The following is a 24,780-nucleotide window of genomic DNA, read 5'->3' on the forward strand; positions in this document are numbered from 1 at the left end:
GCACCGGGCGAAATCCCGAGTACGTCCAGTACGAGGGCTTCCGCCCGGCACGCCGAGAGCACGCACCGGACGCCGCGGGACCGCCCTTCGGGCGGACGGCGCTACTTTGCGGACACCCCCTAGGGGGTGTCTTGCCGATCCGGCCTGATCGACACGACACCCCCCAGTGCCCCCTGGGTTCCACATCGCTCGCCGCCGATGGTAACAACTGTTACCATCGGCGCATGGCGAAAACACAGCTGGGTGCCCGCGTCGACGCGGACATCGCGGAACTGGCGAAGAAGCGCGCCGCCGACCTGGGCCTGAGCATCGGTGACTACCTCGCACGCCTCGTGCAGGACGACGCCAGCGGGCTGCGGGCCCGGGCGGTGGACGCCGCCGCCCGCTTCCTCGCCGAGCACCAGGACGTCTTCGACGAGGCCGAGGACGCCGAGCGGTCTTCGCCGGGGGCGCGTGCCGCCTGATGGAACTGCACATCGACGTCGCCTGGATCCTGCAGGTCGCCGAAGCGGCCGGGGTCGGGGACCCGGCCCCGGACGACTACGGCGTGCCCGTCGCGGCGGTCGCCCGCCACCGGGCCGAGCTGTTCGAGCAGCCGCTGTACGACGGTCCGTACGCCAAAGCGGCGGCCCTCGTCCACACCCTCGCCCGCTGCCGCTGGCTCGAGCGCTCCAACCTGGCCGTCGCGGCGGCCACCGGCGTCATGTACCTCGAAGCCGCCGGGATCCGGGTCAAGCCCACCCGGGACGATGCCGTCGCCCTCAGGGACCTCCTCCTGAGCCCCGCCTGCTCCGCCGGGAGGATCTCCGCACTGCTGCGGAGCTGGCCCACCGCCACCTGATCGCCGCCGCTGCCGTCCGGCGCGGTACGGCCTCGGGCCGGGCCTGCCGGGACGGCCCCGGGCCGAGGCCCCAGCGGGTGCGGGTTGCGGGGCGCTGTTCTAGCGTCGATGGGGGGACCGGAACGCAAGACCCGGAGAGCAGGTGCCTCCCATGCGCGCGTCCACTCGTATCGCAAGCGTCCTCGCCGGCCTGGCCCTCGCACTGGGGGGCGCGGCCCTCACGGCCCCGGCCGCCCACGCGGACCTCTCGTCCTGCATCAACCAGGTCGAGCAGGAGCTCCACGGCGGGGAGGCCCCGGACTCCGTACGCATGGCCTGCTACGTCGGACTGACCGGGGACCAGGCCCAGTGCGTGACGGGCCTGACGGCAAGCGGCGTGACCAACACGACCGCGGCAACCGCCTGCCGAACAGCGCCGCAATAGGCCCGTGAAGACCCGCCCCGGCCGGTTGGGGCTCACAGGCTCGTGAGCAGGTCCTCGAGCGGGGCCGGGACCCGGCCGGGGGCGAGGGCCTCCACCAGGAGGCCGCCGTAGCGGATCTTGCGGCCCTTCTTCGTGCCGAGGAAGCGCCGCAACTGCTGCTGCCGGGGCCGGCCGTCCTGGGCGGGCTGCCGCAGGAAGGTCTGCCAGGCGCGCAGGTCGCCCTCGACCCGGATGATCTCCTCGACCGTCGCCGTGCCGAGCGCGCGGATGAGCTCGTCCTCCAGATCCGCCGCACACACGAAGAACCCCGAACCGTGCGCCCCGGCCCGCTTCAAGCCCCTTTCGTAGAAGAACCGTTCCCGCTCGTCGCACACTCCGGTCAGGTGCAGGCCGAGCCCGGGGGCCCGAGAAGGCCGGCGTAGCGGCCGACGTTCATCGCGCCGCCCATGGACACGACGCACACCCCCTCGGCGGCGAGGTCCCGGCCGCGCCGCGCCGCGAGCGCCTCGACGGCCGCCAGGTCACTCAGGCCCTCCAGCAACACCGCCGTCCGCAAACCAAGTCGTACCGCCAGTTCGCCCGCCGGTCCGCCGGGCCCGCCGGCCGCCCAGCGTCCGACCGCGTCCCGAAACGCCCACATGTCCTCCATGGAGGGAGTCTGCACGTCCGCCGCCCGGCACGGCTCGGAATTTCGCTCCCGGTCACGGGGCCGCCCCTCCTGGGACGCGGCGCGCGCCTGCGCCCCCGCCGGCCGGGGCAGGGCAAAGTCGCGGTCTTCGGCGGACGGCCGACGGGGCCGGTACGACGGCCGGCGTACCGTTCGTGCCTACCCTCCGTCCCCACCCGCTCCGCGCGGCAGCATCACGGCGGCGAGGACCAGCGCGCCGGCCAGGGCGATGGTCGCGACGACGAACCCCGCGGGGGCGGCCGCGGCGGTGACGGTGCCCGCCGCGTCGGCCGCGTCGTCATTGGCGGCCAGTACGACGGCCCCGGCCGCCGCCAGCCCGACCGCCCCGCCCAACTGTCGCAGCGTCTGCCGGAGAACGGACGCGTCGGCTCTCTTGGCGAGCGGAACCGCGCGCATGAGCTCGGCGCTGAGCGCGGGGATCGGGATGCCCATCCCGATTCCCGCCAAGACCATCCCCGGGACCTGCCGGAGGTACTCGTGGGAGGGCAGGGCGGCGGTCCAGGCCGCCGTGCCGAGCGTGGCGGCCGCCAGCCCGAGCAGGACGGGCACCCGGACGGACCCGGAGCGCTCCAACAGGTACCCGGACGACAACGTGCCCGCCGCCAGGGCCGTGACCAGGGGGAGCAGGGAGAGCCCCGTGGCCGGCAGCGACAGGTGCATCGCCTGCCGCAGGAACAGCGTGCCGTGCACCACCACGATCAGCTGCGGAGCCTGCACCATGAACGTGAGCGCCACCGCGACCGCGTACGGGCGGATCCCCAGCAGCCGCAGATCGACGAGCGGCCGGCGGGAGCGCAGGACGAGCCGCACCGCCAGGACCAGTGCCAGGGCGCCCGACACGATGGCGGCGAGCGTCCTGAGGTCGGTGAAGCCCCAGACACCGCACTGGTAGAGCCCGAAGACGAGCACGACCAGGGCGAAGACCACGACGAGGGGCTGCAGCGCGATGAGCGCGCCGCCCTCCGCCTCCCGGCGCAGCCGTGCCCGGGCGATCACCCACAGGATCGCCACGCCGACGGGCACGTTGACGAGGAAGACCGAGCGCCACCCGAGGATCTGGGTGAGGAGCGCCCCCACGACGGGGCCGAGGACGAAGAACACCTGAGCCAGCCCCGCGTACACCGCCAGCGCCCTGCCGCGCTCCCGCTCCCCGTACACGTCGGTGATCACCGTGGTGGCCACGGGGATCATCAGCGCGGCCCCCGCACCCTGAACGGCCCGCACCGTGAGCAGGAAGGGTTCGGCGGCGCCACCGGACGGCGTCAGTGCGCAGACCGCGGAGGAGATCACGAAGAGCGCGGTCCCGAACCGGAAGACGCGCAGGATGCCGAACCTGCGGGCCGCCATGGCCCCGACCGGCGCGAACGCGGCCAGCGACAGCACGTAGACGAGCACCACGCCGTGCATCGCGAACGTGGTCAGGCCCAGGCTCCGCGCCATCGGGTCGAGTGCGACCGCGACGACGGTCTGGTCCAGCAGGACCATCCCCCCGGCGCACCCCATCGCCACGAGGACGAAGTGCTTGCGGGGCGCAGGAGGTACTTCGGGCGAAGGGCGATACGGAGGCGGCACCTGATTCCCAACGAACGGGGGCCCCGACCGTACCGGCGTGCGCGACGGATCACCGGCGGGGAGGATGAGGATTGTGCAGGACAGAGGGAGCGCCGCGGGGGAGTCCGGCCGCCAAGGCGGGGCGCACCGGCAGGCCCTCGCCCTCGCGGCCATGGTCTTCGCGGTGGGAATGGTCTTCGTGGACCAGACGATCGTCAGCATCGCCGCCCCCAGCATCGTCGCGGAACTCGGCCTCTCGGCCTCCGGAATGCAGCGCGTCGTCAACGCGTACCTCCTCGCGCTCGCCGCGTGCTTCGCACTCGGCGGGCGCCTCGCGGACGTCCTCGGGCACCGCCGGATGGTGGTCGCGGGCACGCTCGTCTTCGTCGTCTCCTCCGTGCTGTGCGGCTCGGTGCCGTCCGGGGACTTCGCCCAGAGCTGGCTCGTCGTCTTCCGCGCCACCCAGGGCGTGGGCGCGGCGCTGGTGTTCCCCGCCGCCCTCGCCGTGGTCGTCGGCGTCGTCCCCGTCGGCAAGAGGGGCCGGGCGCTGGCCCTGTTCTTCGTCCTCGCAGGCGCGCTCACCGCCCTCGGACCGCTGGTCGGCGGCTGGCTGACCTCCTGGACCTGGCGGGCCGTCTTCTGGATCAACGTCCCCGTGGCCGTCGTCGCGCTCGTCCTGATCGCCCTCGCCCGCATCCCCGACGCGCGGCGGCCCGAACGCCTCGACGTGCCCGGCGCCGTACTCGTCGCCACCGGCATGGCACTGAGCGTCTTCGGGATCCAGCAGTCGTCCACCTGGGGCTGGACCAGCCCCGCCACCTGGGCGTGCGTCATCGGCGGACTCCTCGTCCTCGCCCTCTTCTGCCGGTACGAACTGCGCACCGACGAACCGCTCGTCAAGCTGCGCGTCTTCCGCGACCGGGCGTTCACGGCCGACACGCTGGTGCTCTTCTTCTCGATGCTGGCGTTCATCCCCGTGCTGTTCTTCGCGTCCGTCTACGCGCAGATCTCGCTCAGCTCCTCGCCGCACCAGGCCGCGCTCTACGTGCTGTACTTCTTCGCCGGATTCGGCCTCTCGGCCCAGTGGGGCGGCCGGATCCTCGACAAGCACGGCGCCCGGCCCACGATGAAGCTGGGCACGGCGCTCGCCTGCGCGGGATTCGCCCTGTGGGCGTGGAAACTGACGGACCTGTCGGCCCACGACCAGTGGCCCTACGCCTGCCTCGCCGGCGCCGGCATGGGCCTCGTGCTCTCCCCGGCCTCCACCGACGCCGTGAACCGCGCGATCGACGCCTCGTACGGAGAGGTCACCGGCATCACCCAGACCGTACGCAACTACGCGGGGGCCCTGGGCATGGCGGTGTTCGGCACGCTCCTCACCCATGTCACCACCGGCCGGGTCGCGCAGACGCTCACGGCGAAGGGCCTGCCGGAGGCGCAAGTCCGCGATGCCGCCCACGGCATCGCGGAGGCGGTCATCGGCCATCCGGACGACCGCGTGCCCACCGGCGCCGGGCCGACCGCCACGCTGATGCGCAACTCCCTCCAGGCCGTCCACATGGACTTCGCCGAGGCCAACCAGTGGGTGTTCTACGGGATGGCCGTCGCGCTGGGCCTGGCATTCCTGTGCACGCTGCTGCACCCGGGGACGCGGGTCACGGACGGCGGCCGCGCGACGCCCGCCGCGCGGAGCGCGCGATGTACGCCCCCGCGCAGATGATCCAGACGACGCTGGGCCAGGCGGCGATCCGCTCGAACAGGCCCTGGACGTAGGGGTCCGGCCTGAGCGCCGTGAGCGTGGCCGAGATGATCGAGACGACCCCGCACAGGATGCCCATCGTGCCCCAGAACGGCCGTTGCGCCTGTCGCAGCATGCAGCCCAGCAGCAGGACGCCCACGGCCCCGCAGAAGAAGCAGGTTCCGGCGGACAGCAGGTGCACGGACGGACGGAGGTTGTAGGGGTTGAAGCCGGTCGACACGAGTCCCAGTCCGCTGACGGCCAGGATGCCGAACGCCAGGTTCCTGAGGCGGTCCGGCGGAAAGACCGCGGCATTGAGTCCCGAGCCCACCACGAGGCATACCCCTGCGACGATCCAGGCGATGTCGGCGGCCTCGTGCCAGGGCGAGCAGAAGCGGAACCCCCCGATCCGGCCGCAATGGGTGACGCCGAGCGCCGAGATGATGTGTTCCGTCAGGTTCCGGCTCGAAGCGCGGGGCAGGACGATGGCGTTGTTCACCACGAAGACCTGGGCCAGCGAAGCCCAGAGGAGGCCCCCGGCCGTGAGACTCCTCGAAGCCGTGAAGGTGAGTTCGCGCATGCCGCCACTTGCTGTCGGGCGAGTCGTTGAAAGCCGGTCCAGTATGTCCCGCCCGCGCCGCCGCGCGCCGGTCCCAACGCGGCGAGTCCCGTGCCGTGTCGCCGGATTCGGTCGCGTTCGGCCGCCGCGGTCCCACCGGACAGGCGCGTCGCGGTGGCCGGGAATACAGTGGGGGTGTACGTCCTGCGCTCACCCCAGGCCGCGTCGGCCGCCCGCGTACGGGCCCGGCAAGGGACCGGCCCGGAAGGGCCCCGACGGGCCGCCGGAGGCTTGAGGGCGGGCCCAGGTACTCCGCCCGTGGGCCGTGCGCCCGGCAGACCGCCCGGGGCCGGACCCACTCGTCCGGGAGGATGACCCATGACCCGCCACCTCCGACGCCGGGCGCTCACGCCGCTCGCCCTGCTGTCCGCACCCGCGCTCGTGTTGCTGGCGGTCGTCCCCGCCGCCGCCCGTCAGACGGCGCCGGCTCCCGCGGCCGTTCCGTCGATCTGCCACGGTCTGACGCAGGGCAACGACCCCTACCACCGCGGGTGCCGGGAGGGCTACCTCCAGGGTTCGAGCGTCGGCAACCGCGACGGCAAGCCGCCCATCTGCCGCAAGACCCTCCCGCCGCTGGTCCCGCCCAACCCCAGCCCCTTCGTCCAGGGCAAGGCCGAGGGCTACACCTACGGCTACAACCAGTCGTACGCGAAGTCCGCAGCCGCCAACAAGGCCGCCTGCGCCGCCATGAACACGCCGCAGGCACCCAAACCGCCCGCGCAGACGCAGCAGAGCATGGCGGCCGCGGGTCAGGCCGCGGGCGAGACCTGGGGGCGCGACGAGGGCAAGGCGTGCGTCACGGCGCGCACGCACGCCCGCCTGATCCCGCCGAAGCAGCCCGACGCGCTGATCCTCGCCTACCAGAACGGCTACGCGGTCGGCTACGACACCGCGTACGACGAGGCGTTCCGCCAGAACTGCCTCAACAAGTAGCCACCGGCGCCCGGTCCGGGATCCGGCTCAGTAGGTGACGGTGATCCGGCGCTCCGGCCCGTCCACCCGGATGCGCCCTCCGACGGGCATCACGAGCTGGGGGTCGGTGTGGCCCAGGTCGACGTCGAAGACCGCCATGGTGTCGGGGGCGTACTGGCGCAGGGCCCGCAGCACGGCCTCGCGCTGTCGGAGGCGGTAGCCGTCCCTCTCCGGGCCGCCGAGCGGGTTCTCGAACGACCACGCCTTGGCCCTGCCCATCAGGAGCGCGGGGAACTGCCGGAGCAGCCCGCGTTCGCCCATGTTCCGCAGGATCCGGTAGACCTCTTCGGCGTGCGGCATCTCCTCCGACGTCTCGAGGAAGAGCACGTTCCCGGCGTACGCGTCGACCGGAAGCACGGCCCGGCCGGCCATCAGCAGCCAGGAGATGATCTCCAGATTGCCGCCCCAGCCGATCCCCTCGACCACGCGGCCGCCGTTGTGCCAGATCCAGCCGCCGCCGGGCTCCAGCTCGGGTTCCGACTCGAACGTACGGGGGTCCTCCCAGGGGCGGTTGACGTCCCCGAAGGCGCCGGCGGCGGTGAGTTCGTACTCCCCGGAGGTGAACAGCGCCGCCCTGAGGGAACCTGCGGTCAGCGGGTGCAGCGCACCGGGGCGTCCGAGCTCGACCATCACCGATCCGCCGTGGTACCCGACGATGCCCGCGTTCCGCAGGAAGAGCAGCAGGTTGGTGTTGTCGCTGTAGCCGAAGAACGGCTTGGGGTTCGCGCGCAGAAGGTCACCGTCGAGATGGGGGAGGACGGTGATCTGGTCGTCGCCGCCGATGGTGGCGAACACCGCCTTGACGTCGGGGTCCGCGAAGGCCGCGTGGATGTCCGCGGCCCGCGCCCGGGGGCTCGAGCCCATCGTGCGGGTCGTCGGGTACTCCACCGGCTCCAGCCCGAAGTCGTCCCGGAGCCTGCGCAGGCCCAACTCGTACGGCAGGGGGAGGAGACCGGGCAGGCCCGACGACGGGGACAGGACCGCGACCCTGTCGCCGGGACGCGGCTTCCCGGGGTGGAGAGGATCCGTCATCCGGTGATCATATGAGCGGGCCGCCCCTGCCCGCGATCAGTTTCCGCCGTGCCCCGCCGCCACCAGGCCCGATTCGTACGCCGCGATGACCGCCTGCGCGCGGTCGCGGACGCCCAGCTTGGTGAAGACGCCGGTGATGTGGTTCTTGACCGTGGAGACGCTGATCTCCAGGCTCCCGGCGATCTCCGCGTTGTCGAACCCCGTCGCCAGCAGCTGCCAGATCTCCAGCTCGCGCGGCGTGAGGCCGGCCGGGGCCGTCGCCGCCGGGCGCGGGCGGGCGGGGGCGGCACGTACGTACGTGGAGATCAGCCGGGTGAGCAGGCGGGGCGCGACGGCGGCCTCGCCGGTGTGGACGGTGCGGACCGCGGCGATGAGCTCCTCCGGCGAGACGTCCTTGGGGAGGAAGCCGTACGCGCCGGCGCGCAGCGCGGCGACCACGTACTCGTCCATGTCGAAGGTGCTGAGGGCCAGGACGCGGGATTCCGGCAGCGTCCGCGCCAGCTCCTCGGTGGCCCGGACCCCGTCGAGGACCGGCATACGGATGTCCATGACGACCACGTCGGGCCGCAGCTCGTGCGCCAGGGCGACGGCCCGCGCACCGTCCTCGGCCTCGCCCACCACCTCGAACGCCGGGTCGGGCGCCAGGATCAGGGCCAGGCCCCGCCGTACCAGCGGCTGGTCGTCGGCTATGAGCACACGGATCATCCGCGCAGGTCCTCTCGGTGTCCCCCCGGGTCGCCCGCCGGGAGCGTGGCCGCCACCCTGAATCCGCCGCCGTCGCACGAGCCGGTCTCCAGAGTGCCGCCCTGCAGCGCGACGCGTTCCCGCATTCCGATCAGACCGTACCCGCTGCCGGTGCCGTGCCGCGAAGCCGCCTGCCGCGAGGCACCCGGGCGGGCGCCTCCCGCGCCGTCGTCCCGCACCTCCACCTCGACGCCGTCCGGACCGTACGTCAGCCGTACGTGCGCCCGCGCGCCCACCGCGTGCTTACGGGCATTGGTCAGCGCCTCCTGGACGATCCGGAACACCGTCAGGCCGACGGTCGGCGGCAGCGGGCGGGCCGTCCCGCGCACGGTGAACTCGGTGGGGGTACCGGCCAGCCGGGACTCGGTGATGATGCGGCCGAGGTCCCCGGTCCCGGGCTGCGGCGCCGGCGGGACCCGCTCCGGTTCCTCCCCCGCCCGCAGGACGTCGAGGAGCTGGCGCATCTCCCGCAGCGCCATCCGCCCGGAGTCCTCCAGCGTGACCAGCGCCTCGCGGGCCACGGCCGGGTCGTGCGCCAGGTTGGCCCGGGCGCCGCCGGCCATCAGCTGCATGGTGGTGATGTGGTGCGCGACGATGTCGTGCAACTCGCGGGCGATCCGGCGTCGTTCCTCGGCCACGGCCCGGTCGGCCAGCAGGGTGCGCCTGGCCTCGGCCTCGCGCTGCCAGCGCCGCACCAGCACTCCGCAGCCGACGACGAGCACCACCGCGACCGTGTTGCCGAGCAGGCCCGTCAGGACGGAGGAGTCACCGTAGCCGCCGCTGATCACCGTGACCGGTACGGTCGCGACGGCGGCCACCGCCGTGACCGCAGGGCTGCGCAGGCGGGTCACGGTGTACAGCGCGACCATGTAGGCGGCGGAGAAGTGCGGGCCCTGCGGGGTGGTGAGGTTCAGCGCGGCGCCGAGCGCGAGGACGGCGCACAGCACGGTCACCGGCCGGGCCCGGCGGGCCAGCAGGCAGGGCGCGGCGAGGACCACGAGGACGAGGGCCCGCACGGTGAGGGGCCGGCCGTCGTCCGCGGCACCGAGCGAATAGCCGATCAGGTCGTTCACGGCCGCCCCGATGGCCACGAGCGCGTCATTGCGGGTCCAGTCGAAGACCGGCCCGCGCGCCTTCTCCCCGCCGTCGCCGGCCCGGCCCCCACTGCGTATCGGCATGACCGCCGGTCCCCCTCCGTCACCGGCCCGCCGGATCCGTACCGGGGCACCGCGATTCGCGTACGGGAACCATTCTCGCAGCGGCGGTGCGGCGGGCTCCCGACCCGCAGGGGGAGCCCGGACCAGGACCGGGGTCCTGGTCCGGGGGGTGCGCCGGACCCCGGTCCCGGGTGCGGGTTCCTCCCGGGACACGACGTTTCGCGGCGCGGGCGCTGATGAGCTGGACAACGTCCGGGAACACCCGGTCGATCGAGTTACGGAGGACCCTGTGATCCGCGCCCTGACCGGCTTCGCCACCCGAAGTCCCTGGAAGGTCATCGCCCTGTGGGCGGTGCTGGGCATTGCCATGACAGTCCTCGGCCAGGCGTTCCTCTTCCGCGCCACCCAGCCCAGCGCGGGCGAGTTCCTGCCCGCCACCTACGATTCGGCGGCCGCGCTGAAGGTCGCCGAAGAGCACTTCGGCTTCAAGCCCGACGCCAACCCGCTCACCATGCTCGTGGCCCGGGCGGACGGGGCGAAGCTGACCGAGTCCGACGAGCGGAACATCGACGCCGAAGCCGCGAAGCTCGCACGGCGCGAGGTGGCGATGCCGAAGACGAAGGACACGCCGCCGTTGGCCGAGGACCATACGCAGGTCCCCCGGGTCAGCCCGGCGATGACGGCCCCCGACCGGAGCTTCCGGCTGCTGTCGGTCGAGCTGACCGGCAATCCCCTGGACCCCGGGATGCAGGACCTGTACCGGGCCTTCCGGGACCAGGCCCGGGCCGAGTTCACCGAGGCCGGGCTGCGGACCGGGTTCACGGCCGGGCTCGCGGACAGCGTGGACACCGCCGACGCCGAGAAGACCCGTTCGACGATCGTCGGCATCGCCATGCTCGTGGTGATCGTGCTGCTCCACGTGCTGGTGTTCCGCAGCCTCCTCGCGGCACTGCTGCCGCTGCTCGTGGTGTCCGTGATCGGTGGCGCGGCCGCCGGGGTGGTGGTCGGCGTCTCGCTGCTCACCGGCATCCGACTCGACGCCTCGACCCCGCAGTTGATCGGCGTGGTGCTGATCGGGATCGGCATCGACTACTTCCTCTTCCTGCTGTTCCGCTTCCGTGAGCAGCTGCGCAGCCGGCCCGAGCAGACCGGCCGCGCCGCGGCGGCCGAGGTCGCCGGCCGGGTGGGCACGGCGGTCACCTCCGCCGCGTTGACGATCGTCGCCGCGTTCTCCACCCTCGCGGTCGCGTCCTTCGGCCAGTTCCGGGTGCTCGGCCCGGCGATCGCCGTGTCCGTACTCGTGATGCTGCTCGGCAGCCTCACCCTGATGCCGGCGCTGCTGGCCGTCACCGGGCGGAAGATGTTCTGGCCCTCGCGCGCCCTGCGCCGTGAACCCCCGGAGGGGCTGGCAGGGCGGACGGGCCGCCGGGTGGCCGCGCGTCCGGTGACGATGGTGCTCGCCTCGCTCGCACTGCTCGGCGCGCTGGCGGCGGGCCTGGCCGGGATGCACACCGACTACGGGCCGGGCGGCGGAAGCGACACGGGTACCGCGGCGGCGCGCACGGCGGCCGAGATCGCGCGCTCCCTGCCCGCCGGGGTGTCCGACCCCACCACCGTGTTCATCACCGCCTCCGACGGCGGCAAGGTCGGGGCCGAGGCCCTGGGCGGGCTCTCGAAGGCGCTGGCAGCGGTGGACGGCGTCGGCCAGGTCGCCCCGGCCGTACCCGCGCAAGACGGGAGGGCGGCGCGGATCGACGTGTTCCTGACCGCCGATCCGCAGGGGCAGCAGGCCCGCGACCTGGTCTCCGGACCGCTCCGGGACGCGGTGGCCGCGCACCGGCCCGACGGCACGGAGGTCCATGTGGGCGGTACGGCCGCGCTCTTCGCCGACATCTCGTCCGCCGTCTCCGGCGACCTGAAGCTGGTCTTTCCGGTGGCCGCGGGGCTGATCTCGCTGATCCTGCTCCTGCTCCTGCGCAGTCTGCTGGCACCGCTGGTCCTGATGGTCTCCGTCGGCCTGGGCTTCGCGGCGACCCTCGGCGCCTCGGCCGTGGTTTCCCAGAACCTCCTGGACCGGCCGGGGGTGAACTTCATGCTGCCGCTCGTGCTCTTCCTGTTCGTGGTCGCACTGGGCACCGACTACAACATCCTGATCAGCGACCGGATACGGGAGGAGATGGAGAAGCCCGGTCCGGCCCGGGAGGCCGTCGCCCGCGCCGTACGGCACACCGCGCCGGCCATCGCGACGGCGGGCCTGGTCCTGGCCGCGTCATTCGGGAGCCTGGCCGTCAACCCGAATCCGGGAACCCAGGAGATCGGCTTCGCGACGGCGCTCGGGATCGTGCTGTCGGCGTTCGTCCTGTCGGTGGTGCTGGTTCCGGCGCTGGCCGCCCTGCTGGGCCGGTCGATCTGGTGGCCGGTACGACCGCGGCGCGCCGACCGGACCGGCGAGTACGCGCACACCGGGCGCGCCGACGAGAAGGACCGCCCCGTTCCGGTGGGCTGATCGAGCACCGGGCCCACGACCGGGCCGGCGCGCGGAGGACCGTACGGGCCCCTCCGCGCGCCGGCGCGGACGGACACCCGGCTCTCACTCCTCGACGAGAACTCCGTCGGCCGAACGGTCCGCCGCGCGGCGGGGGAGGAGCAGCGGGGTCGCCAGCAGCACCGCGCCGGCCAGGGCGATGGCCGTACGCGGGCCGAGCAGGGCGCCCAGTACGCCCCAGGCGGCCGTCAGGAGCGCGGTCGAGGCCTTGGCCGTCACCGCCCAGGCCGACAGCGTACGGGCGACCCGGCCGGGCGCCGTGAGCTCGAGGCGGCAGGTGGCGTAGACGGGATTGAAGACCCCGCAGCAGAAGATGAGCCCGAGCTCGACCCCCGCCACCAGCAGCAGTCCGCCGGTGCCCGGCCCGACGAAGGCCAGGCCGACGGGCCAGAGCGCGCGCGTCGCCCCCGCCGCGACCAGGACCCGGTGCTGTCCGAACCGGGCGACGAGCGGCCGGGCCAGCTGCGCGCCGAGCAGCCCGCCGATCGAGGGCGCGGCGAAGGCGAGGCCGTACTGCCACGGCGCGAACCCGAGCCGGCCGAGCATCAGGACGGCCATCAGCGGCTGGGTGGCCATCACCAGCCCGTTGAACAGGGCCGTGTTGAAGAACAGCGGACGCAGCACCGCGTCCGCGAGGATGCAGCGCCAGCCGTCGAGCAGGTCACCGGCCCGCATGCGGCCCTCCTCCCTGCGCTCCGGCGGCGGCTCGTGCCCGCCCATGGCCCGGATGCCCAGGGCTGAGAGCAGGTGGCTGACCGCGTCGGCCACCACCGTCACCACCGGACCGAGGAGCCCGATCGCCGCGCCGCCCAGCGGCGGTCCGATGATCGTGGTCGTCCAGGCCGTGGATTCGAACCGGGCGTTGGCGACGAGCAGGTCCTCGGCCGGCAGCAGCGCCTTCACGTACGCGCCGGAGGCGGCGCGGAAGGTGATGTCGGCGGCCGCGACGACCACCGAGACCAGCAGCAGCTGCGCGAAGGCGAGCACGCCGAGCGCGTACGCCGCGGGGACCGTCAGCAGCGCCGCGCACCGTACGAGGTCCATCGCGATCAGGACCGGCCGCTTGCGGCGGAACTCCACCCACGGCCCGAGCGGCACCGCCACGGCCGCGCCCACCGCGGCCCCCGCGGAGGAGAGCGCGGCGACCTCGGCCGGTCCGGCGTGCAGCACCCGGATGGCGATGAGAGGGAACGCGCCGAAGGCGAGCCACGTGCCGAGCGCGCTGGTCCCGTACGCTCCCCAGAGCCACCCGAACCGCCGCCCCAGCCGGTGCCCGCTCCCCACGCCCGCCGCCCTCCGCCACTCGTCCGCACAACCGATCCGCGTGCGGAGTCATCAAAGCGAGCACCACGACCAGGGATCAAACAACCACCGGGCCACGGGCCACAACCGGTGGTTGTACACCTAGGCTGTCCGTCATGGACCTCGACACCGTCCGGACCTTCGTCGCAGCCGCCGACACGGGCCAGTTCCAGGAGGCGGCCGCCGAGCTGGCGGTCACCCAGCAGGCGGTCTCCAAACGCGTCGCCGCGCTGGAGCGCAGCCTCGGCGTGCGGCTGTTCACCCGTACACCGCGCGGAGCCGAGCTCACCATCGACGGCCAGGCGTTCCTGCCCCACGCGCGCGAGCTGCTGCGCGTGGCCGAGCGCGCGGCGGCGTCCGTGCGCACCGCCCGCCGCCCGCTGCGCGTCGACATCATCGCCTCGCGCGGCGCCGCGTCGGGTCTGATGCGCGCCTTCCACCGCGCGCACCCGGACACCGACCTCGACGTGCTCATGCTGTTCGACATCGAGACGGCCCTCGCCGCCATCCGCTCCGGCGAGATCGACGCCTCCTTCCGCGCCGTCGCCGCGCCCGGCCGGCCCCTTCCCGAGGACATCGAGTCCGTCCGGGTCCTCGACGAGCCGCTCCAGCTCCTCACCGGCCCGGCCCACGCGCTGGCGGGCGCCCGGTCCGTGCCCCTCGCCGGGCTCGCGGGCCACCGGATCTGGATGCCGGGCATCGTCCCCGGTACCGAGTGGGCGGCCTACTACGAAGACCTCGTCGCCCGGTTCGGACTCACCATCGAGGCGACCGGCCCCAACTTCGGCTCCGACGCACTCCTCGACACCGTCGCCGACACACCCGCCCTGGCCACCTTCATGGGCGAGCACACCCGCCTGGTCTGGCCCGCCGGCCACGGGCTGCGGCGCATCCCGGTGACCGACCCGACGCCCGTCTACCCGCATTCGCTCCTGTGGCACCGCGACAACCCCCACCCGGCGCTGGCGACCCTCCGCGCCCACCTCGCCACCACGGCGGCCGGCCACGGGGCCGCCTGGACCTGGACGCCGGACTGGGTGATCCCGCACTGAACCCCACGTGGCGAACGGCCCGCGGGCGCAGAATGGAGTTTCGTACGCATCACCGAACACCTGCCGGTGGGCGGAGGGCCCGGAAGGAGCGGAACCAGGTGAGCGATCCGCACGGCGGAGCCGAGTCCGCGCCGGTCGAGCCCGTGACACCCGAGCCGGTGACGCCCGAGCCGGTGACACCGGAGACGCCGCGCCCGCTCCGCAGGACGCTGCTCCACCAGTCCTGGCTGGACGTCGCGTTCGTGCACTGGGCGGTGGATCCGGAGTCGGTGGCCGGGCTGCTGCCCCGCGGCGTCCGCCCCGACGTCTACGAGGGCGCGACGTACGTGGGCCTGATCGCCCTGCGGATGCACCGGGTCGGCTGGTTCGCACTGCCCGGTGTGCCGTACTTCGGCGACTTCCCGGAGACGAACGTGCGCCTGTACTCGGTGGACGAACGCGGCCGCCGCGGCGTGGTCTTCAGGTCGTTCGAGGCGTCGCGGCTGCTCCCGGTGCTCATCGCACGGCTGGGCTTCCGACTGCCGTACATGTGGGCCGGGATGTCGCTCCACCGCGAGGGCGACGGCGTCGACTACGCCACGAAGCGCCGCTGGCCGCGGGCGGACGGCAGCGGCGGAGCACACGCCCGACTGGGTCTGCGCATCGGTGCGCGGATCGCGGAGCCGAGCGGCCTCGAAGATTTCCTCACGGCCCGGTGGGGCATGCACAGCGACCGGCACGGCAGGACCCTCTACCTCCCGAACGCCCACCCGCGGTGGAGTCTGCACCGCGCCGAGTTGCTGCACCTCGACGAGAACCTGATCACCGCGGCCGGTCTGCCGGCTCCCGCCGCCCCTCCGGTCAGCGTTCTGTTCTCACCCGGAGTCCCCGTCCGTTTCGGCTCCCCCGCCTGACGTCGAGCCGATCCCGTGCGCTCGGCCACGTCGTTCCGGTGGGACCACCCGACGGGCCATCCGGACCGGAATCGATTTCGGCGGCTGCCAGACACCGCGCTCCTCGAAGGGCCACGCGTACGTCAGGACCCCGTCACGGACGCAGTCCAGCAGGCCCGGCGCCTCCAGCTCGTGCGCCGACCACGCGTAGAGCTGCTGCAACCTCGGGACGATCATTCCGTAGTCCAGGAGCCGGCCGAATCCTCGTTCGGCACCGAGGTAGAACCGGACACCGGCCGTGAGGGGGTACTCGTCCGGGAGGATCCGGGACAGCTGCAGGAACACGCCGACCATGCCCAGCCTCGGGTCACCGAGGAACGGGCCGAGCGGGCGGAGCCACCCCAGCGAGATCCGAGGGGCCGCGACGAGGGCGTGGGTGTAGAGCACCCGGCAGAGCACGACGTTCAGGAAGAAGCGCTCGGCCTCGTTCTCCGCCTCCGCCAGGTCGCGGTGTTCGAGGTAGGCGGCGACCACGCTCCCGTTGTGGGCCCGGTACCAGGCCTGCGCCGTCGGACGGCCTGCGAAGGCCGTCCAGAAGTCGGCCGTCCGCGAGGAGGCCGGACCGGGAAGGCCTCCGCTCAGGGCCACCGCCTCGCAGCCGTCACGGAGGACGCGCTCGTTCACCGCGCGCCACCACGGACTGCCGGGACGATCGCCGGACAGGGGCCGCAGCAGACCCCGCCGGAGCTGCCACCGCATGAAGGACGTCGCCGCCCGGCGAAAGGGCAGATGGTGTGGGGCCCTGCCGAACGGACCGCGGTAGCAGCGCTCCATCAAGGCCAGCCGGCCCGCCGGATCGTCGCGGACCGAGGCGGTCTGCCGCTCGGCCCAGACCGCGGCCGACATCCCGGACCCGGTCCAGGACCCGGACCCCCTGCGCGGCCGGCCCGGGCCCGTCACCGCCTGACGCCCCGCCTCAGCAGGGCGACCGCGCCGACCACCGCGAGGCCGCTCACGCCGAGCACGGTGCGGGTGCCGCGCGAGCCGAGTGCGCGGTACGGGCCGGCGGTCAGCAGGGACCACCGCGCGTGGACGGAGAGCACGCTTCCGATGCTCTGGACGGACCCGTACGACACCAGCGACATCGCGGACCCGATCGAGCCGACGGACAGGGCGGAGCCGATCGAGCCGATGGACAGCGCGCTGCCCACCGACCCGATCGACAGCACGGACCCGACGGAGCCGATCGACAGGAAGGAGTCCCTGGACCACAAGGAGAGCGCGCAATCTCCGGCGGCGCGGGAAGAGGAGTGCGTCATGGGGTCAGTGTGCCGCGAGACGCAGCGGCCCACACCGCATCACGGAAGCCGGCCGCCGATGGTCGTACTAGCGCTGCGGGAGGTCCTTGACGAACACGATCCCGTCGCTGCCCGCCAAGTGCGCCGGGTCGAAGGGTGCGTAGCCGAACCAGGGGGAAACGCGGGGCGCCGGCGGCGCGTCGGCGAGGAGGGAGGCCAGCCGCGGGGCGTCGACGACGCAGCGGTCCTCCGGCAGCGCGTACAGGATCCCTTCGAGGGTGTCCGGCGCCGGCGTGTCCACACCCCGGTGCCGGATCGTGCCCAGGGCCGTGGCGACGAAGGCGTACTCCTCGCCGAGCCGGGCGCTCACCAGCGCACCGGCGCTCCACCACTCCACCTGCCCCTGCCACATCCGCATCGAGCTCTTCTCCCGCTGGAGATGGGAGTTGTGGGCGTGGACGAGCACCGGGCCCCGGGCGGCGACGGCGAGCAGGTTGTGGGCCATCATCAGATCCCGCAGCGCGCACAGCCGGCCCATGCGGGCGGGAGAGTCGTCGGCCGTCCAGTGGTGGTAGCGCAGCAGGCCGGTCGCGGTGCGCCCGTACAGCACCGCGCGGTACCACTCCTCCCGTGGGGTCGCCGTGATCAGGTACGGCGCCTGCGCCTCGAGCAGCGCCACCAGGTCGTCGGCGACGAGCCGCAGCCGGCCGGCCTCGGCCGACTGCCCCACGGACCGGGCCGGGTCCGTCATCGCGGCGGGATCGGTCCACCTGTCGTCGCCGCCGAGCAGGCGGTCGAGCGTTTGCGCGGTGCAGGGGAGCAGGCCGGCTTCGACCCGGGACGCGAGGTAGCCGTGGAGCCCGGTGAGGGCCTGGCGGGGGCTGGCGGCGCCCGTGATCTCCAGCGGGCCGTCGAAGCCGGCGAAGCGGACCCGCTCGGACGCGGGCCGGCCCTCGTTGTGGGCGCGCATCCAGCGCACGAGCTCGCGGTTGGCCGCGGAGGCGCCCCAGCCGTGGCTGAATCCGCGCTCCATGACCTCGTCGAGGGTGCCCGTGCCCGCCGTCACGTAGTCGTCCACGAGCAGGCCCGCCATGCAGTCGCTCTCCAGCGCGACGGTCCGGTAGCCCTCCTGCTCGACGAGCCGGCGGAAGAGCTCGTTGCGCAGCTCGAGCAGGGCGTCCTCGCCGTGGGTGGGCTCGCCCAGGGCGAGGATCCGGGGCCGGGCCGGGAGCAGCCCCATGACCGCGGAGGCCTCGACCGAGTGGGTGCTTTCCTTGATGTCAGTTGCCATGCCTTCAACGGTATCTTTGAACCTTCGGTTGAAACTTTTGCGCGATATCGTGGGCCGCATGCGGGAAAAGCTTCAAAGCGGGGAACGGCTCAGGCCGATCGACCTGGCGCGCGGACACGGTCTGTCGACGCAGGCGGTCAGGAACTACGAGGAGGCCGGCATCCTCCCGGCAGCCGACCGCACGGCCCACGGGTACCGCACCTACACCGCGCTGCACGAGGGAGCCCTGCGCGCCTTTCTCGCCCTGGTGCCCGGCCACGGCCACCGGACGGCGACGTCGATCATGCACGCCGTGAACGAGGGTGCCGTCGACGAGGCGCTGCGCCTCGTCGACGAGAGCCATGCCCAGCTCCTCGACGACCGGCGGACCCTCCGGGCGGTGGAGAGCGCCCTCCGTGACCTGGGCCCCGCCGCCGCGCCCGACCCGGCCGCCGCGCGCTCCGGGGACGTGTTCATCGGAGTGCTGGCGCAGACCCTCGGCATCCGGCCCGCGACGCTGCGCAAATGGGAGCGCGCCGGCCTGGTGCGCCCGCGCCGCGACCCGCTGACCGGGTACCGCGTGTACGACGAGGCAGACGTACGGGACGCCCGCCTCGCCCACCAGCTCAGGCGGGGCGGCTACCTGCTGGACCGCATCGCCCCGCTGATCGCCCGGGTGCGCGAGGCCGGGGGCCTGGAGCCCCTGGAGGCCGCACTGCGCGACTGGCGGGCCCGGCTGTCCGCACGCGGCCGGGCGATGCTGACCGGGGCCGCCGAACTGGAGGCGTACCTCCGCGCACGGGGATGAGACCTCGCCTGTCGGCCCGGCCGCCGGGCCGACGGGCCGCCGGGGACCGGCCGCCGGGCCCGTTGCCGGGACGGTCCGGGGACAGTGCCCTCCTACAGGACCGCGATCCCCAGGGGGCGTTGGCCGGCCGGGAGACGGCGCGTCGTACCGCTCGGCAGGTCCACGATGGTGATCCCGTCCCAGTACCCGGCGCGCGTGAAGCCGCCCGTGACGTACGCGGTGCGGCCGTCCGCGCCGACCGCGACGTCCTCGTGCGGGCCGTCCAGCGGGACCGTGCGCTCCGTCCCGCCGGGGGACCGGACCGTCAGCGAGGCCGCGTCCTCGCCCTCCGCCGCGCCGACCACCAGCAGCGTGCCGTCGGGGGCGAGGGCGGCCCCGTGCTGGTGGACGTCCGCGGTCATCGGCTCGACCGAGACCCGGCCCGTACGGGGATCGAGCACCGCCAGCTTCTCGCCCTCGAACGGCAGCAGCAGCCGGCCGTCGGAGGGGCGCACCACCGCGTAGTGCGGTTTCAGCCAGGAGCCGAGGCCCCGCTCCCCGTACGGGGCGACCACCAGTCGCCGCGCCGCGAGGGTGTCGGCGCGCACGGCCGTCACGTCGTAGGAGTCGTGCCCGGTCGCGTACACCTCGCTGCCGTCCGCCGCGACGTCCACGTCGAAGGGGCGGCGGCCGACGGGAACGGCGGCGGTGACGGTACGGGTCTCCGTGTCGATGACCTCCAACACCCCCGGCCCGCCGGGCACGTTGACCCCCACGTACAGTCGCCGCCCGTCGGGCGAGAGCGCGATGCCCATCCCGCCGCCCCGGTACTCGCCGGTGGTGACGGCCCGCTGGGGGTGCGGTACGGGATGCGGCCCAGGCCGGTGCGGGTGGTGGTGTCCACCACCGCGACTCCCTCCGCCGTCGCGATCCAGGCCCGCCCGTCCGCGCCGACCGCCAGCCCGTACGGCGCGGTCCCCACCTCCACCGAGGCGACCCGGCCGCGCGCCGGGTCCACGAAGGTCACGGTCGAACCGCCGAAGTCCGTGACCAGGAGCGTGCCGTGCGCCGTGGGCACACCCGCGGCCACCGTCGACGGCCCGACCCGCGGTGCCGCCGCCGTGGCGCCGGGCCCGTCCGTGGCGCTCGTACCGCCCCCGCCCGGCGCGCACCCGGCGAGCAGGGCGAGCAGGGCGGCCCCCGCCGCGGCCAGGGCCGGCGCCGGGCGGCGCGCCCCGCCCCGGGAGGCCGGCGGCGCGCTCACCGCAGCAGCTCCGCGATCTCGGCGTACCCGCGCCGCCGCGCGTGGGCCAGCGCCGACACCCCGTCGCCGTCGGCCAGTTCGCGGTCGGCTCCGGCCGCGAGCAGCAGCCGTACGATCTCCTGGTGGGCCGGGCCCCCGTCACCGAGGATCACGGCCTCCAACAGGGCGGTCCAGCCGAGCCGGTTGACGTGATCGACGTCGATGTCCGTGACCGCCAGCACCTCCCGTACGTACGCGACGTGCCCGCGCTCGCTCGCCGGGATGTGCGCCACGCCGCCGAACCGGTTGGTGCGCCGCAGGTCCGGCCCCGCCGGGAGCAGCACCCGCAGCATCGCCACGCTGCCGGTCACCCCGGTGACCAGCCAGGCGCTGTCCTCCCGGGCATCCTGCGCGTCGACGTCGGCGCCCGCCGCCACCAGCACCCCGGCCGCCTCCACGTGGTTCCCGAGGGAGGCGAGCAGGAGCGGCGTACGCAGCTCCGTATCGCGCGCCTCGACGTTCGCTCCCCCTTCGACGGCCGCGCGCACGGCGGCGGCGTCCCCCGCCCGTGCGGCGTCCAGCAACTGACGGTCGACGGCCTTCATCCCGTACCCCTCACCCGTTCCACGGCCTCGCGGCCACCTGTCCTCGTCCCGATCCTCCCCCCCGCCCCCGCGTCGCGCCGCCCCCGGACCGGCTCCCGGTCGTCATCCGATCGGTCGATGCGCACCGGACCGCCGTGTGCCGTCGCCCGCCGCGCCCGCCAATGCCGACAGGTCATCTTGTCTTGACAAAATATTTTGTCGGTCGGATCCTGGAACGGTGCTGGACGTCGCCGTGATCGAAGAACCCGCCGCGGCCGAGGCCTCCCTGGACCCGATGCGGTCCCGGATCCTCGCCGCCCTCGCCGAGCCCGGCTCGGCCGCCATGCTGGCCGTCCGCCTGGGGCTGCCCAGGCAGAAGGTCAACTACCACCTCAAGGAGCTGGAGCGTCACGGGCTGGTCGAGCTCGCCGAGGAGCGGCGCAAGGGCAGCGTGACCGAGCGGATCTACGCCGCCACCGCGGCTTCGTACGTCATCTCTCCCAGCGCCCTCGCCTCCGTCAGCCCGGACCCCTCCCGCTCCCCGGACCAGCTCTCGGCCCACTGGCTGCTGGCGTTGGGGGCCCGCCTGGTACAGGAGGTCGGAGCCCTGGTGACCGGCGCGGCCCGGGCCCGGCGGCGGGTCGCCACCTTCGCCGTCGACGCGGAGGTGCGGTTCGCCTCCGCGGCCGACCGGATGGCGTTCGCCGACGAGCTGACCGAGGCCGTGACGGCCCTCGTCGGCCGCTACCACGACGAGGGCGCCCCGCAGGGCCGCCGTCATCGGGTGATCGTCGGACTGCACCAGATCCCCGGCCCGCCGCCCGGCGCCGCCGCGGACTCGCCCGAACCGCGGAACGATCCCGGGGAGGCCGGAGGGAACGGATCCGGGAACGGATCCGGACACGGCTCCCCGGCACGACAGGAGAACCCGCGATGACGCACCCGTTCGAGATCGAGCAGGAGATGATCCTGCCGGCCGGCCCCGAACAGGTCTGGGAGGCGATCGCTACCGGACCGGGGATCGACTCCTGGTTCATGGGCCGCAACGAAATCGAGCCGCGCGTGGGCGGCGCCGCCGCCATGGACACCGGCGGCAACCGCCAGGAAGCCCGCATCACCGCCTACGAACCGGGCAGACGCCTGGCCTCCCGCACCGCCACCGACGACGACGGCCGCTTCATGGCCTTCGAGTACCTGATCGAGGGACGCGACGGCGGCAGCACCGTCCTGCGCGTCGTCCACAGCGGCATGCTCGGCGACGACTGGCAGGACGAGTACGACGCGCTGCGCCGCGGCTGGCCCTTCCACCTCCACACGCTCCGCGAGTACCTGGCCCACTTCCCCGGGCGCACCGGCGTCCCCGTCTTCGCCCTGGCGCTCACGGGCGAGCGGTCCGCGCAGGAGGTCCGGGCGGCCCTCCTCGGGGGGCTGTCGCTGCCGAGCCCCGTCGTCGTGGGAGCCAGGGCGTCCGCCGGGCCGGCCGGTCTGCCTCCGGTCGACGGGGAGGTGACCTGGGCGGACGACGAACGCTTCGAGGTCCGCACCGCCGACGGCCTCTACACCTTCCACCACGGCCGCGGCGTGGCGCTGATGTTCCACCACCTCTTCGGCCGGGACACCGTCCGCGCCGAAGCCGCCTGGCAGCAGTGGCTGACCGGCCTTTTCACCTGACACCCATCCAAGACGACGAGGAGACGCCTCTCATGCGCACTCTGATCAGCACGGCCTTCATCTCGCTCGACGGCGTCGTCGAGGCGCCGGGAGGTGAACCCGGCTACCGCAACTCCGGCTGGACCTTCAAGGACATCGACTTCGTCCCCGAGGCGTTCGAGATCAAGGGCCGCGAACAGCAGGAGTCCACCGCCCTCCTGCTGGGGCGGACCAGCTACGAGGCCTTCAGTCCCGTGTGGCCGGACATGGCCGACTTCGCGCAGTACAAGACGATGCCGAAGTACGTCGTCTCCACCACCCTCACCGACGAGGACCTCGTCTCCGACTGGGGTGACACGACGATCCTGCGCTCGCTCGACGAGGTCGCCGCCCTCAAGGAGACCGACGGCGGCCCGATCATCGTCCACGGCAGCGCCCGCCTGAACCGCGACCTCTCGGACGCGGGCCTGATCGACCGCTACCACCTGCTGGTCTTCCCGCTGCTGCTCGGAGCGGGCAAGCGCCTGTTCAGCACCACGGACAAGGACGCCCAGAAGCTGAAGCTGGTCGAGTACGAGGCCTACTCCAACGGCCTCCAGAAGCAGGTCTTCGACGTCGTGCGCTGACCGGCCAGCGGCCACGGGGCTCCGGGCCCCGGGCCCCGGCGCTGTCAGGTGGCGGAGCCCGCGGCGGAGCCCGTCGCGAGGTCGGCGCCCCAGCGCTCCATCGCGGCCGGCAGGTCGAGCGGGCCCGGGCGCAGGTCGGAGTCACCGGCGGGCCAGTCCTCGCGGGGGACGCGCCACATCACCTCGAACTCGTTGCCGTCCGGGTCCTTGGCGTAGAAGGACTTGGAGACCAGGTGGTCGCTCGCGCCCACCAGCGCACCGCGGTCGGTGAGCTTGCGGCCCAGCTCGGCGAGCTCGCCGAGGGTGCCGACCTCCCAGGCCAGGTGGTAGAGGCCGACCCGGCCCTGCTCGGGACCGGGCGCGTCGGCGCCGATCGCGAACAGCCCGAGGTCGTGGTCGTTGAGGCTGCCGGGGGCGCTCAGGAAAGCGGCGCGACCGGCGGCCAGGTGGTCGACCTGGAATCCGAAGACGTCGGTGTAGAACGCCACGGAGCGCTCGACGTCGCGGATCCAGAGCACGGCGTGGTTCAGGCGGCGGACGGACATGCGGCAGCACTCCCGGTGGCTCGAATGGTCTGGCTCGATGTGGGTGGCTCCAGCATAACGTTCAAATTCGAACTACTGGCGCGTAGGGCGCCGGCGAATGCCCGCACCCCCCGGACCGGCCTCCGGCTGCAGGGCCCGGAGCCCTTCAGGCCGAAGGGTGAGCGGGTGCGACCGGTCGCACCCGGCCGCACCCGCACTCGTCCACCCCGAACCCTGTCCGCCCCGACCCGGGGCGATCGCTCGGCGGGTGGTCACCGGCAGCCGGGCCGAGCCGGCCGCGCAAGGCCATGTCAGTGCCCGCCCTCCGCGGTGGACGGTGCGGGGGAGCGCCGGCACGAGCGGACCAGCGCGAGGTAGTCCGCCGCCAGGCGGTGGCAGTCGCCCGGCCACCGGGCGGAGACGTAGTTGCCGTCCAGCACGGTGAACCCGCGCCGGGGACGCGCCGCGGTGTCCCGGACGGGCCACGCGGGGCCGGCCAGGAAGTGGCCCGGTTCGGCGAGGGCCGCGGTGACCTCCGCCTGGACGGTCGCCGGATAGGTCCGGTAGTAGCGGCCCAGCCACAGCCGGGTCAGGTTCCAGGCGGTGAGTTCCAGCAGCGAGGTCAGCGCCGTGGTCCGCCGCCCGTGCAGCACCGAACGGCCGGTAGCGGGGTCCTTCGCGCGGGCGGCCAGCAGCACGCCGTGGCACACCGCCCCCACCGGCAGCCCCGCCAGGAAGACCCGCGCGAACAACCGCTGCGCGACCGCGTCCTCCAGCAGCGTACGCATCCCCGGGGCGTGCCCGCCGGGAACGAACAGCCCTGTCAGGAGCGCCGGATCGACCTCGGCGTAGGAGAGCGGGGCGCGGAACCGGGGGTCCTCGGTCAGCCGCCGGTAGGCCTCCAGCTCGGCGCGGCGGGTCATCAGCCACGGGGAGAGCCAGGAGAAGCCGGTGTCGGTCAGCCGGCCGTCGGCGAGCGCGACCCGCCCGTCGGGCGTCGCGAACCGTACGTCGTATCCGGCGTCCCGCAGTGCGGCCCAGGGCACGGCCGCCTCGGTCGGGTCGTAGCCGGACGAGGGCAGCAGAAAGACGATCAAAAGGTGCTCCTTCAGGTGCATACGCGGCGAACTGCCGGCGCGCCGGCATGGGGGCGTACGGGCCTGCCGCAGGGGGCAGCCCGACCCTAGGAGCACCGCCGGGCGCGGTCATTGACCCTGGCGGCCAGCTCGTTGACTCCCCGGCCCACGCCGCCGGTTGACGG

General features: G+C 73.7%; 24 protein-coding genes and 2 pseudogenes. 12 read left to right on the forward strand and 14 right to left on the reverse strand.

Features of this window, described 5'->3' with window-relative positions; all coding sequences use genetic code 11:
- Nucleotides 1-224: 224 nt before the first annotated feature.
- The 3 genes from ACFY1T_RS33520 (at nucleotide 225) to ACFY1T_RS33530 (ending at nucleotide 1,265) form a co-directional block, all read left to right on the forward strand.
- Entirely contained in the window at nucleotides 225-464 is a 240-nt protein-coding gene (locus tag ACFY1T_RS33520) for a hypothetical protein (RefSeq protein ID WP_030856914.1), read from the forward strand.
- Complete coding sequence (locus ACFY1T_RS33525; RefSeq protein ID WP_390791535.1) at nucleotides 464-841, forward strand: fic family toxin-antitoxin system, toxin component; 378 nt, start codon at nucleotides 464-466, stop codon at nucleotides 839-841. The genes ACFY1T_RS33520 and ACFY1T_RS33525 overlap by 1 nt, the downstream gene beginning before the upstream one ends.
- A gap of 151 nt (nucleotides 842-992) precedes the next feature.
- Nucleotides 993-1,265: a hypothetical protein gene (locus tag ACFY1T_RS33530; RefSeq protein WP_390791536.1), complete on the forward strand. Its 273-nt coding sequence runs from the start codon at nucleotides 993-995 to the stop codon at nucleotides 1,263-1,265.
- 32 nt (nucleotides 1,266-1,297) lie between these two features.
- Here the strand turns inward: ACFY1T_RS33530 and ACFY1T_RS33535 are convergent.
- Both ACFY1T_RS33535 and ACFY1T_RS33540 read right to left on the reverse strand, forming a co-directional pair.
- Nucleotides 1,298-1,914 (reverse strand): annotated as a pseudogene (locus ACFY1T_RS33535) (TOPRIM nucleotidyl transferase/hydrolase domain-containing protein).
- Between the two features lie 177 nt (nucleotides 1,915-2,091).
- Nucleotides 2,092-3,438, reverse strand: coding sequence for an MFS transporter (locus ACFY1T_RS33540; RefSeq protein ID WP_390791537.1), 1,347 nt, complete (start codon nucleotides 3,436-3,438; stop codon nucleotides 2,092-2,094).
- A gap of 151 nt (nucleotides 3,439-3,589) precedes the next feature.
- Between ACFY1T_RS33540 and ACFY1T_RS33545 the strand changes: the two genes are divergently transcribed.
- Nucleotides 3,590-5,224, forward strand: a complete 1,635-nt coding sequence (locus ACFY1T_RS33545; protein WP_390791538.1) for an MFS transporter — start codon at nucleotides 3,590-3,592, stop codon at nucleotides 5,222-5,224.
- Here ACFY1T_RS33545 and ACFY1T_RS33550 read toward each other — a convergent pair.
- Entirely contained in the window at nucleotides 5,160-5,822 is a 663-nt protein-coding gene (locus tag ACFY1T_RS33550; RefSeq protein WP_390791539.1) for a DUF998 domain-containing protein, read from the reverse strand. The genes ACFY1T_RS33545 and ACFY1T_RS33550 overlap by 65 nt on opposite strands.
- A gap of 357 nt (nucleotides 5,823-6,179) precedes the next feature.
- On the opposite strand from ACFY1T_RS33550, the gene ACFY1T_RS33555 reads away from it, so the two are divergent.
- On the forward strand, nucleotides 6,180-6,794 hold the full coding sequence (locus ACFY1T_RS33555) for a hypothetical protein (protein WP_390791540.1): 615 nt from the start codon (nucleotides 6,180-6,182) through the stop codon (nucleotides 6,792-6,794).
- A 27-nt stretch (nucleotides 6,795-6,821) separates the two neighbouring features.
- On the opposite strand, the gene ACFY1T_RS33560 is transcribed toward ACFY1T_RS33555, so the two are convergent.
- Genes ACFY1T_RS33560 through ACFY1T_RS33570 form a run of 3 tightly spaced genes read right to left on the reverse strand, consistent with a single transcriptional unit; the run spans nucleotide 6,822 to nucleotide 9,787 of the window.
- The gene (locus tag ACFY1T_RS33560; protein ID WP_390791541.1) at nucleotides 6,822-7,865 is read right to left on the reverse strand and encodes a S66 peptidase family protein; all 1,044 of its coding nucleotides are present in this window, start codon (nucleotides 7,863-7,865) and stop codon (nucleotides 6,822-6,824) included.
- A gap of 36 nt (nucleotides 7,866-7,901) precedes the next feature.
- Entirely contained in the window at nucleotides 7,902-8,570 is a 669-nt protein-coding gene (locus ACFY1T_RS33565; protein ID WP_390791542.1) for a response regulator, read from the reverse strand.
- Nucleotides 8,567-9,787 (reverse strand): sensor histidine kinase, encoded by a 1,221-nt coding sequence (locus ACFY1T_RS33570; protein WP_390791543.1) that lies wholly within the window; start codon nucleotides 9,785-9,787, stop codon nucleotides 8,567-8,569. Before ACFY1T_RS33570 ends, ACFY1T_RS33565 begins: the two co-directional genes overlap by 4 nt.
- A gap of 268 nt (nucleotides 9,788-10,055) precedes the next feature.
- On the opposite strand from ACFY1T_RS33570, the gene ACFY1T_RS33575 reads away from it, so the two are divergent.
- On the forward strand, nucleotides 10,056-12,272 hold the full coding sequence (locus ACFY1T_RS33575) for an MMPL family transporter (protein WP_390791544.1): 2,217 nt from the start codon (nucleotides 10,056-10,058) through the stop codon (nucleotides 12,270-12,272).
- A gap of 84 nt (nucleotides 12,273-12,356) precedes the next feature.
- Here the strand turns inward: ACFY1T_RS33575 and ACFY1T_RS33580 are convergent, their stop codons facing one another.
- Nucleotides 12,357-13,595 carry an MFS transporter gene (locus ACFY1T_RS33580; RefSeq protein WP_390791545.1) on the reverse strand — a complete coding sequence of 413 codons (1,239 nt, stop codon included), beginning with the start codon at nucleotides 13,593-13,595 and terminating at the stop codon, nucleotides 12,357-12,359.
- Between the two features lie 134 nt (nucleotides 13,596-13,729).
- On the opposite strand from ACFY1T_RS33580, the gene ACFY1T_RS33585 reads away from it, so the two are divergent.
- Together ACFY1T_RS33585 and ACFY1T_RS33590 are read left to right on the forward strand one after the other, a co-directional pair.
- The gene (locus ACFY1T_RS33585) at nucleotides 13,730-14,665 is read left to right on the forward strand and encodes a LysR family transcriptional regulator (protein WP_390791546.1); all 936 of its coding nucleotides are present in this window, start codon (nucleotides 13,730-13,732) and stop codon (nucleotides 14,663-14,665) included.
- Between the two features lie 143 nt (nucleotides 14,666-14,808).
- Nucleotides 14,809-15,558 (forward strand): YqjF family protein, encoded by a 750-nt coding sequence (locus tag ACFY1T_RS33590; RefSeq protein WP_390791601.1) that lies wholly within the window; start codon nucleotides 14,809-14,811, stop codon nucleotides 15,556-15,558.
- Here the strand turns inward: ACFY1T_RS33590 and ACFY1T_RS33595 are convergent.
- The 3 genes from ACFY1T_RS33595 to ACFY1T_RS33605 form a co-directional block, all read right to left on the reverse strand.
- Complete coding sequence (locus tag ACFY1T_RS33595) at nucleotides 15,520-16,221, reverse strand: hypothetical protein (protein ID WP_390791547.1); 702 nt, start codon at nucleotides 16,219-16,221, stop codon at nucleotides 15,520-15,522. The genes ACFY1T_RS33590 and ACFY1T_RS33595 overlap by 39 nt on opposite strands.
- 272 nt (nucleotides 16,222-16,493) lie before the next feature.
- Complete coding sequence (locus ACFY1T_RS33600) at nucleotides 16,494-16,856, reverse strand: hypothetical protein (RefSeq protein WP_390791548.1); 363 nt, start codon at nucleotides 16,854-16,856, stop codon at nucleotides 16,494-16,496.
- A gap of 67 nt (nucleotides 16,857-16,923) precedes the next feature.
- Nucleotides 16,924-18,126, reverse strand: coding sequence for an erythromycin esterase family protein (locus ACFY1T_RS33605; protein ID WP_390791549.1), 1,203 nt, complete (start codon nucleotides 18,124-18,126; stop codon nucleotides 16,924-16,926).
- A gap of 58 nt (nucleotides 18,127-18,184) precedes the next feature.
- Between ACFY1T_RS33605 and ACFY1T_RS33610 the strand changes: the two genes are divergently transcribed.
- Nucleotides 18,185-18,913 carry a TioE family transcriptional regulator gene (locus ACFY1T_RS33610; RefSeq protein WP_390791550.1) on the forward strand — a complete coding sequence of 243 codons (729 nt, stop codon included), beginning with the start codon at nucleotides 18,185-18,187 and terminating at the stop codon, nucleotides 18,911-18,913.
- 92 nt (nucleotides 18,914-19,005) lie between these two features.
- Here ACFY1T_RS33610 and ACFY1T_RS33615 read toward each other — a convergent pair.
- A pseudogene (locus ACFY1T_RS33615) lies at nucleotides 19,006-20,156 on the reverse strand (YncE family protein).
- Entirely contained in the window at nucleotides 20,153-20,740 is a 588-nt protein-coding gene (locus tag ACFY1T_RS33620) for an ankyrin repeat domain-containing protein (protein ID WP_390791551.1), read from the reverse strand. The pseudogene ACFY1T_RS33615 and the gene ACFY1T_RS33620 overlap by 4 nt, the downstream one beginning before the upstream one ends.
- Nucleotides 20,741-20,957: 217 nt before the next feature.
- Here ACFY1T_RS33620 and ACFY1T_RS33625 point away from each other — a divergent pair, with 217 nt between their 5' ends.
- The 3 genes from ACFY1T_RS33625 to ACFY1T_RS33635 are packed head-to-tail and all read left to right on the forward strand — an operon-like array spanning nucleotide 20,958 to nucleotide 22,995.
- A complete protein-coding gene (locus ACFY1T_RS33625; RefSeq protein WP_390791552.1) occupies nucleotides 20,958-21,656 on the forward strand; it encodes an ArsR/SmtB family transcription factor in 699 nt (232 codons plus the stop codon).
- Complete coding sequence (locus tag ACFY1T_RS33630; protein WP_390791553.1) at nucleotides 21,653-22,390, forward strand: SRPBCC domain-containing protein; 738 nt, start codon at nucleotides 21,653-21,655, stop codon at nucleotides 22,388-22,390. Before ACFY1T_RS33625 ends, ACFY1T_RS33630 begins: the two co-directional genes overlap by 4 nt.
- 32 nt (nucleotides 22,391-22,422) lie before the next feature.
- Complete coding sequence (locus ACFY1T_RS33635) at nucleotides 22,423-22,995, forward strand: dihydrofolate reductase family protein (RefSeq protein ID WP_390791554.1); 573 nt, start codon at nucleotides 22,423-22,425, stop codon at nucleotides 22,993-22,995.
- Nucleotides 22,996-23,039: 44 nt separating this feature from the next.
- On the opposite strand, the gene ACFY1T_RS33640 is transcribed toward ACFY1T_RS33635, so the two are convergent.
- Together ACFY1T_RS33640 and ACFY1T_RS33645 are read right to left on the reverse strand one after the other, a co-directional pair.
- Entirely contained in the window at nucleotides 23,040-23,540 is a 501-nt protein-coding gene (locus ACFY1T_RS33640; protein WP_030856964.1) for a VOC family protein, read from the reverse strand.
- Between the two features lie 290 nt (nucleotides 23,541-23,830).
- A complete protein-coding gene (locus tag ACFY1T_RS33645) occupies nucleotides 23,831-24,616 on the reverse strand; it encodes a type 1 glutamine amidotransferase domain-containing protein (protein ID WP_390791555.1) in 786 nt (261 codons plus the stop codon).
- Nucleotides 24,617-24,780 lie beyond the last annotated feature (164 nt).

It is taken from the genome of Streptomyces sp. NPDC001194 (assembly GCF_042896985.1).
Lineage (GTDB): Bacteria > Actinomycetota > Actinomycetes > Streptomycetales > Streptomycetaceae > Streptomyces.

Coding starts and splice junctions, on each gene's coding strand:
- ACFY1T_RS33560 (WP_390791541.1), bottom strand. CDS start 7,865: ATGACGGATCCTCTCCACCCCGGGAAGCCGCGTCCCGGCGACAGGGTC.
- ACFY1T_RS33530 (WP_390791536.1), top strand. CDS start 993: ATGCGCGCGTCCACTCGTATCGCAAGCGTCCTCGCCGGCCTGGCCCTC.
- ACFY1T_RS33540 (WP_390791537.1), bottom strand. CDS start 3,438: ATGGTCCTGCTGGACCAGACCGTCGTCGCGGTCGCACTCGACCCGATG.
- ACFY1T_RS33610 (WP_390791550.1), top strand. CDS start 18,185: ATGCGGGAAAAGCTTCAAAGCGGGGAACGGCTCAGGCCGATCGACCTG.
- ACFY1T_RS33550 (WP_390791539.1), bottom strand. CDS start 5,822: ATGCGCGAACTCACCTTCACGGCTTCGAGGAGTCTCACGGCCGGGGGC.
- ACFY1T_RS33565 (WP_390791542.1), bottom strand. CDS start 8,570: ATGATCCGTGTGCTCATAGCCGACGACCAGCCGCTGGTACGGCGGGGC.
- ACFY1T_RS33605 (WP_390791549.1), bottom strand. CDS start 18,126: ATGGCAACTGACATCAAGGAAAGCACCCACTCGGTCGAGGCCTCCGCG.
- ACFY1T_RS33640 (WP_030856964.1), bottom strand. CDS start 23,540: ATGTCCGTCCGCCGCCTGAACCACGCCGTGCTCTGGATCCGCGACGTC.
- ACFY1T_RS33525 (WP_390791535.1), top strand. CDS start 464: ATGGAACTGCACATCGACGTCGCCTGGATCCTGCAGGTCGCCGAAGCG.
- ACFY1T_RS33620 (WP_390791551.1), bottom strand. CDS start 20,740: ATGAAGGCCGTCGACCGTCAGTTGCTGGACGCCGCACGGGCGGGGGAC.
- ACFY1T_RS33570 (WP_390791543.1), bottom strand. CDS start 9,787: ATGCCGATACGCAGTGGGGGCCGGGCCGGCGACGGCGGGGAGAAGGCG.
- ACFY1T_RS33555 (WP_390791540.1), top strand. CDS start 6,180: ATGACCCGCCACCTCCGACGCCGGGCGCTCACGCCGCTCGCCCTGCTG.
- ACFY1T_RS33630 (WP_390791553.1), top strand. CDS start 21,653: ATGACGCACCCGTTCGAGATCGAGCAGGAGATGATCCTGCCGGCCGGC.
- ACFY1T_RS33545 (WP_390791538.1), top strand. CDS start 3,590: ATGAGGATTGTGCAGGACAGAGGGAGCGCCGCGGGGGAGTCCGGCCGC.
- ACFY1T_RS33585 (WP_390791546.1), top strand. CDS start 13,730: ATGGACCTCGACACCGTCCGGACCTTCGTCGCAGCCGCCGACACGGGC.
- ACFY1T_RS33520 (WP_030856914.1), top strand. CDS start 225: ATGGCGAAAACACAGCTGGGTGCCCGCGTCGACGCGGACATCGCGGAA.
- ACFY1T_RS33600 (WP_390791548.1), bottom strand. CDS start 16,856: ATGACGCACTCCTCTTCCCGCGCCGCCGGAGATTGCGCGCTCTCCTTG.
- ACFY1T_RS33635 (WP_390791554.1), top strand. CDS start 22,423: ATGCGCACTCTGATCAGCACGGCCTTCATCTCGCTCGACGGCGTCGTC.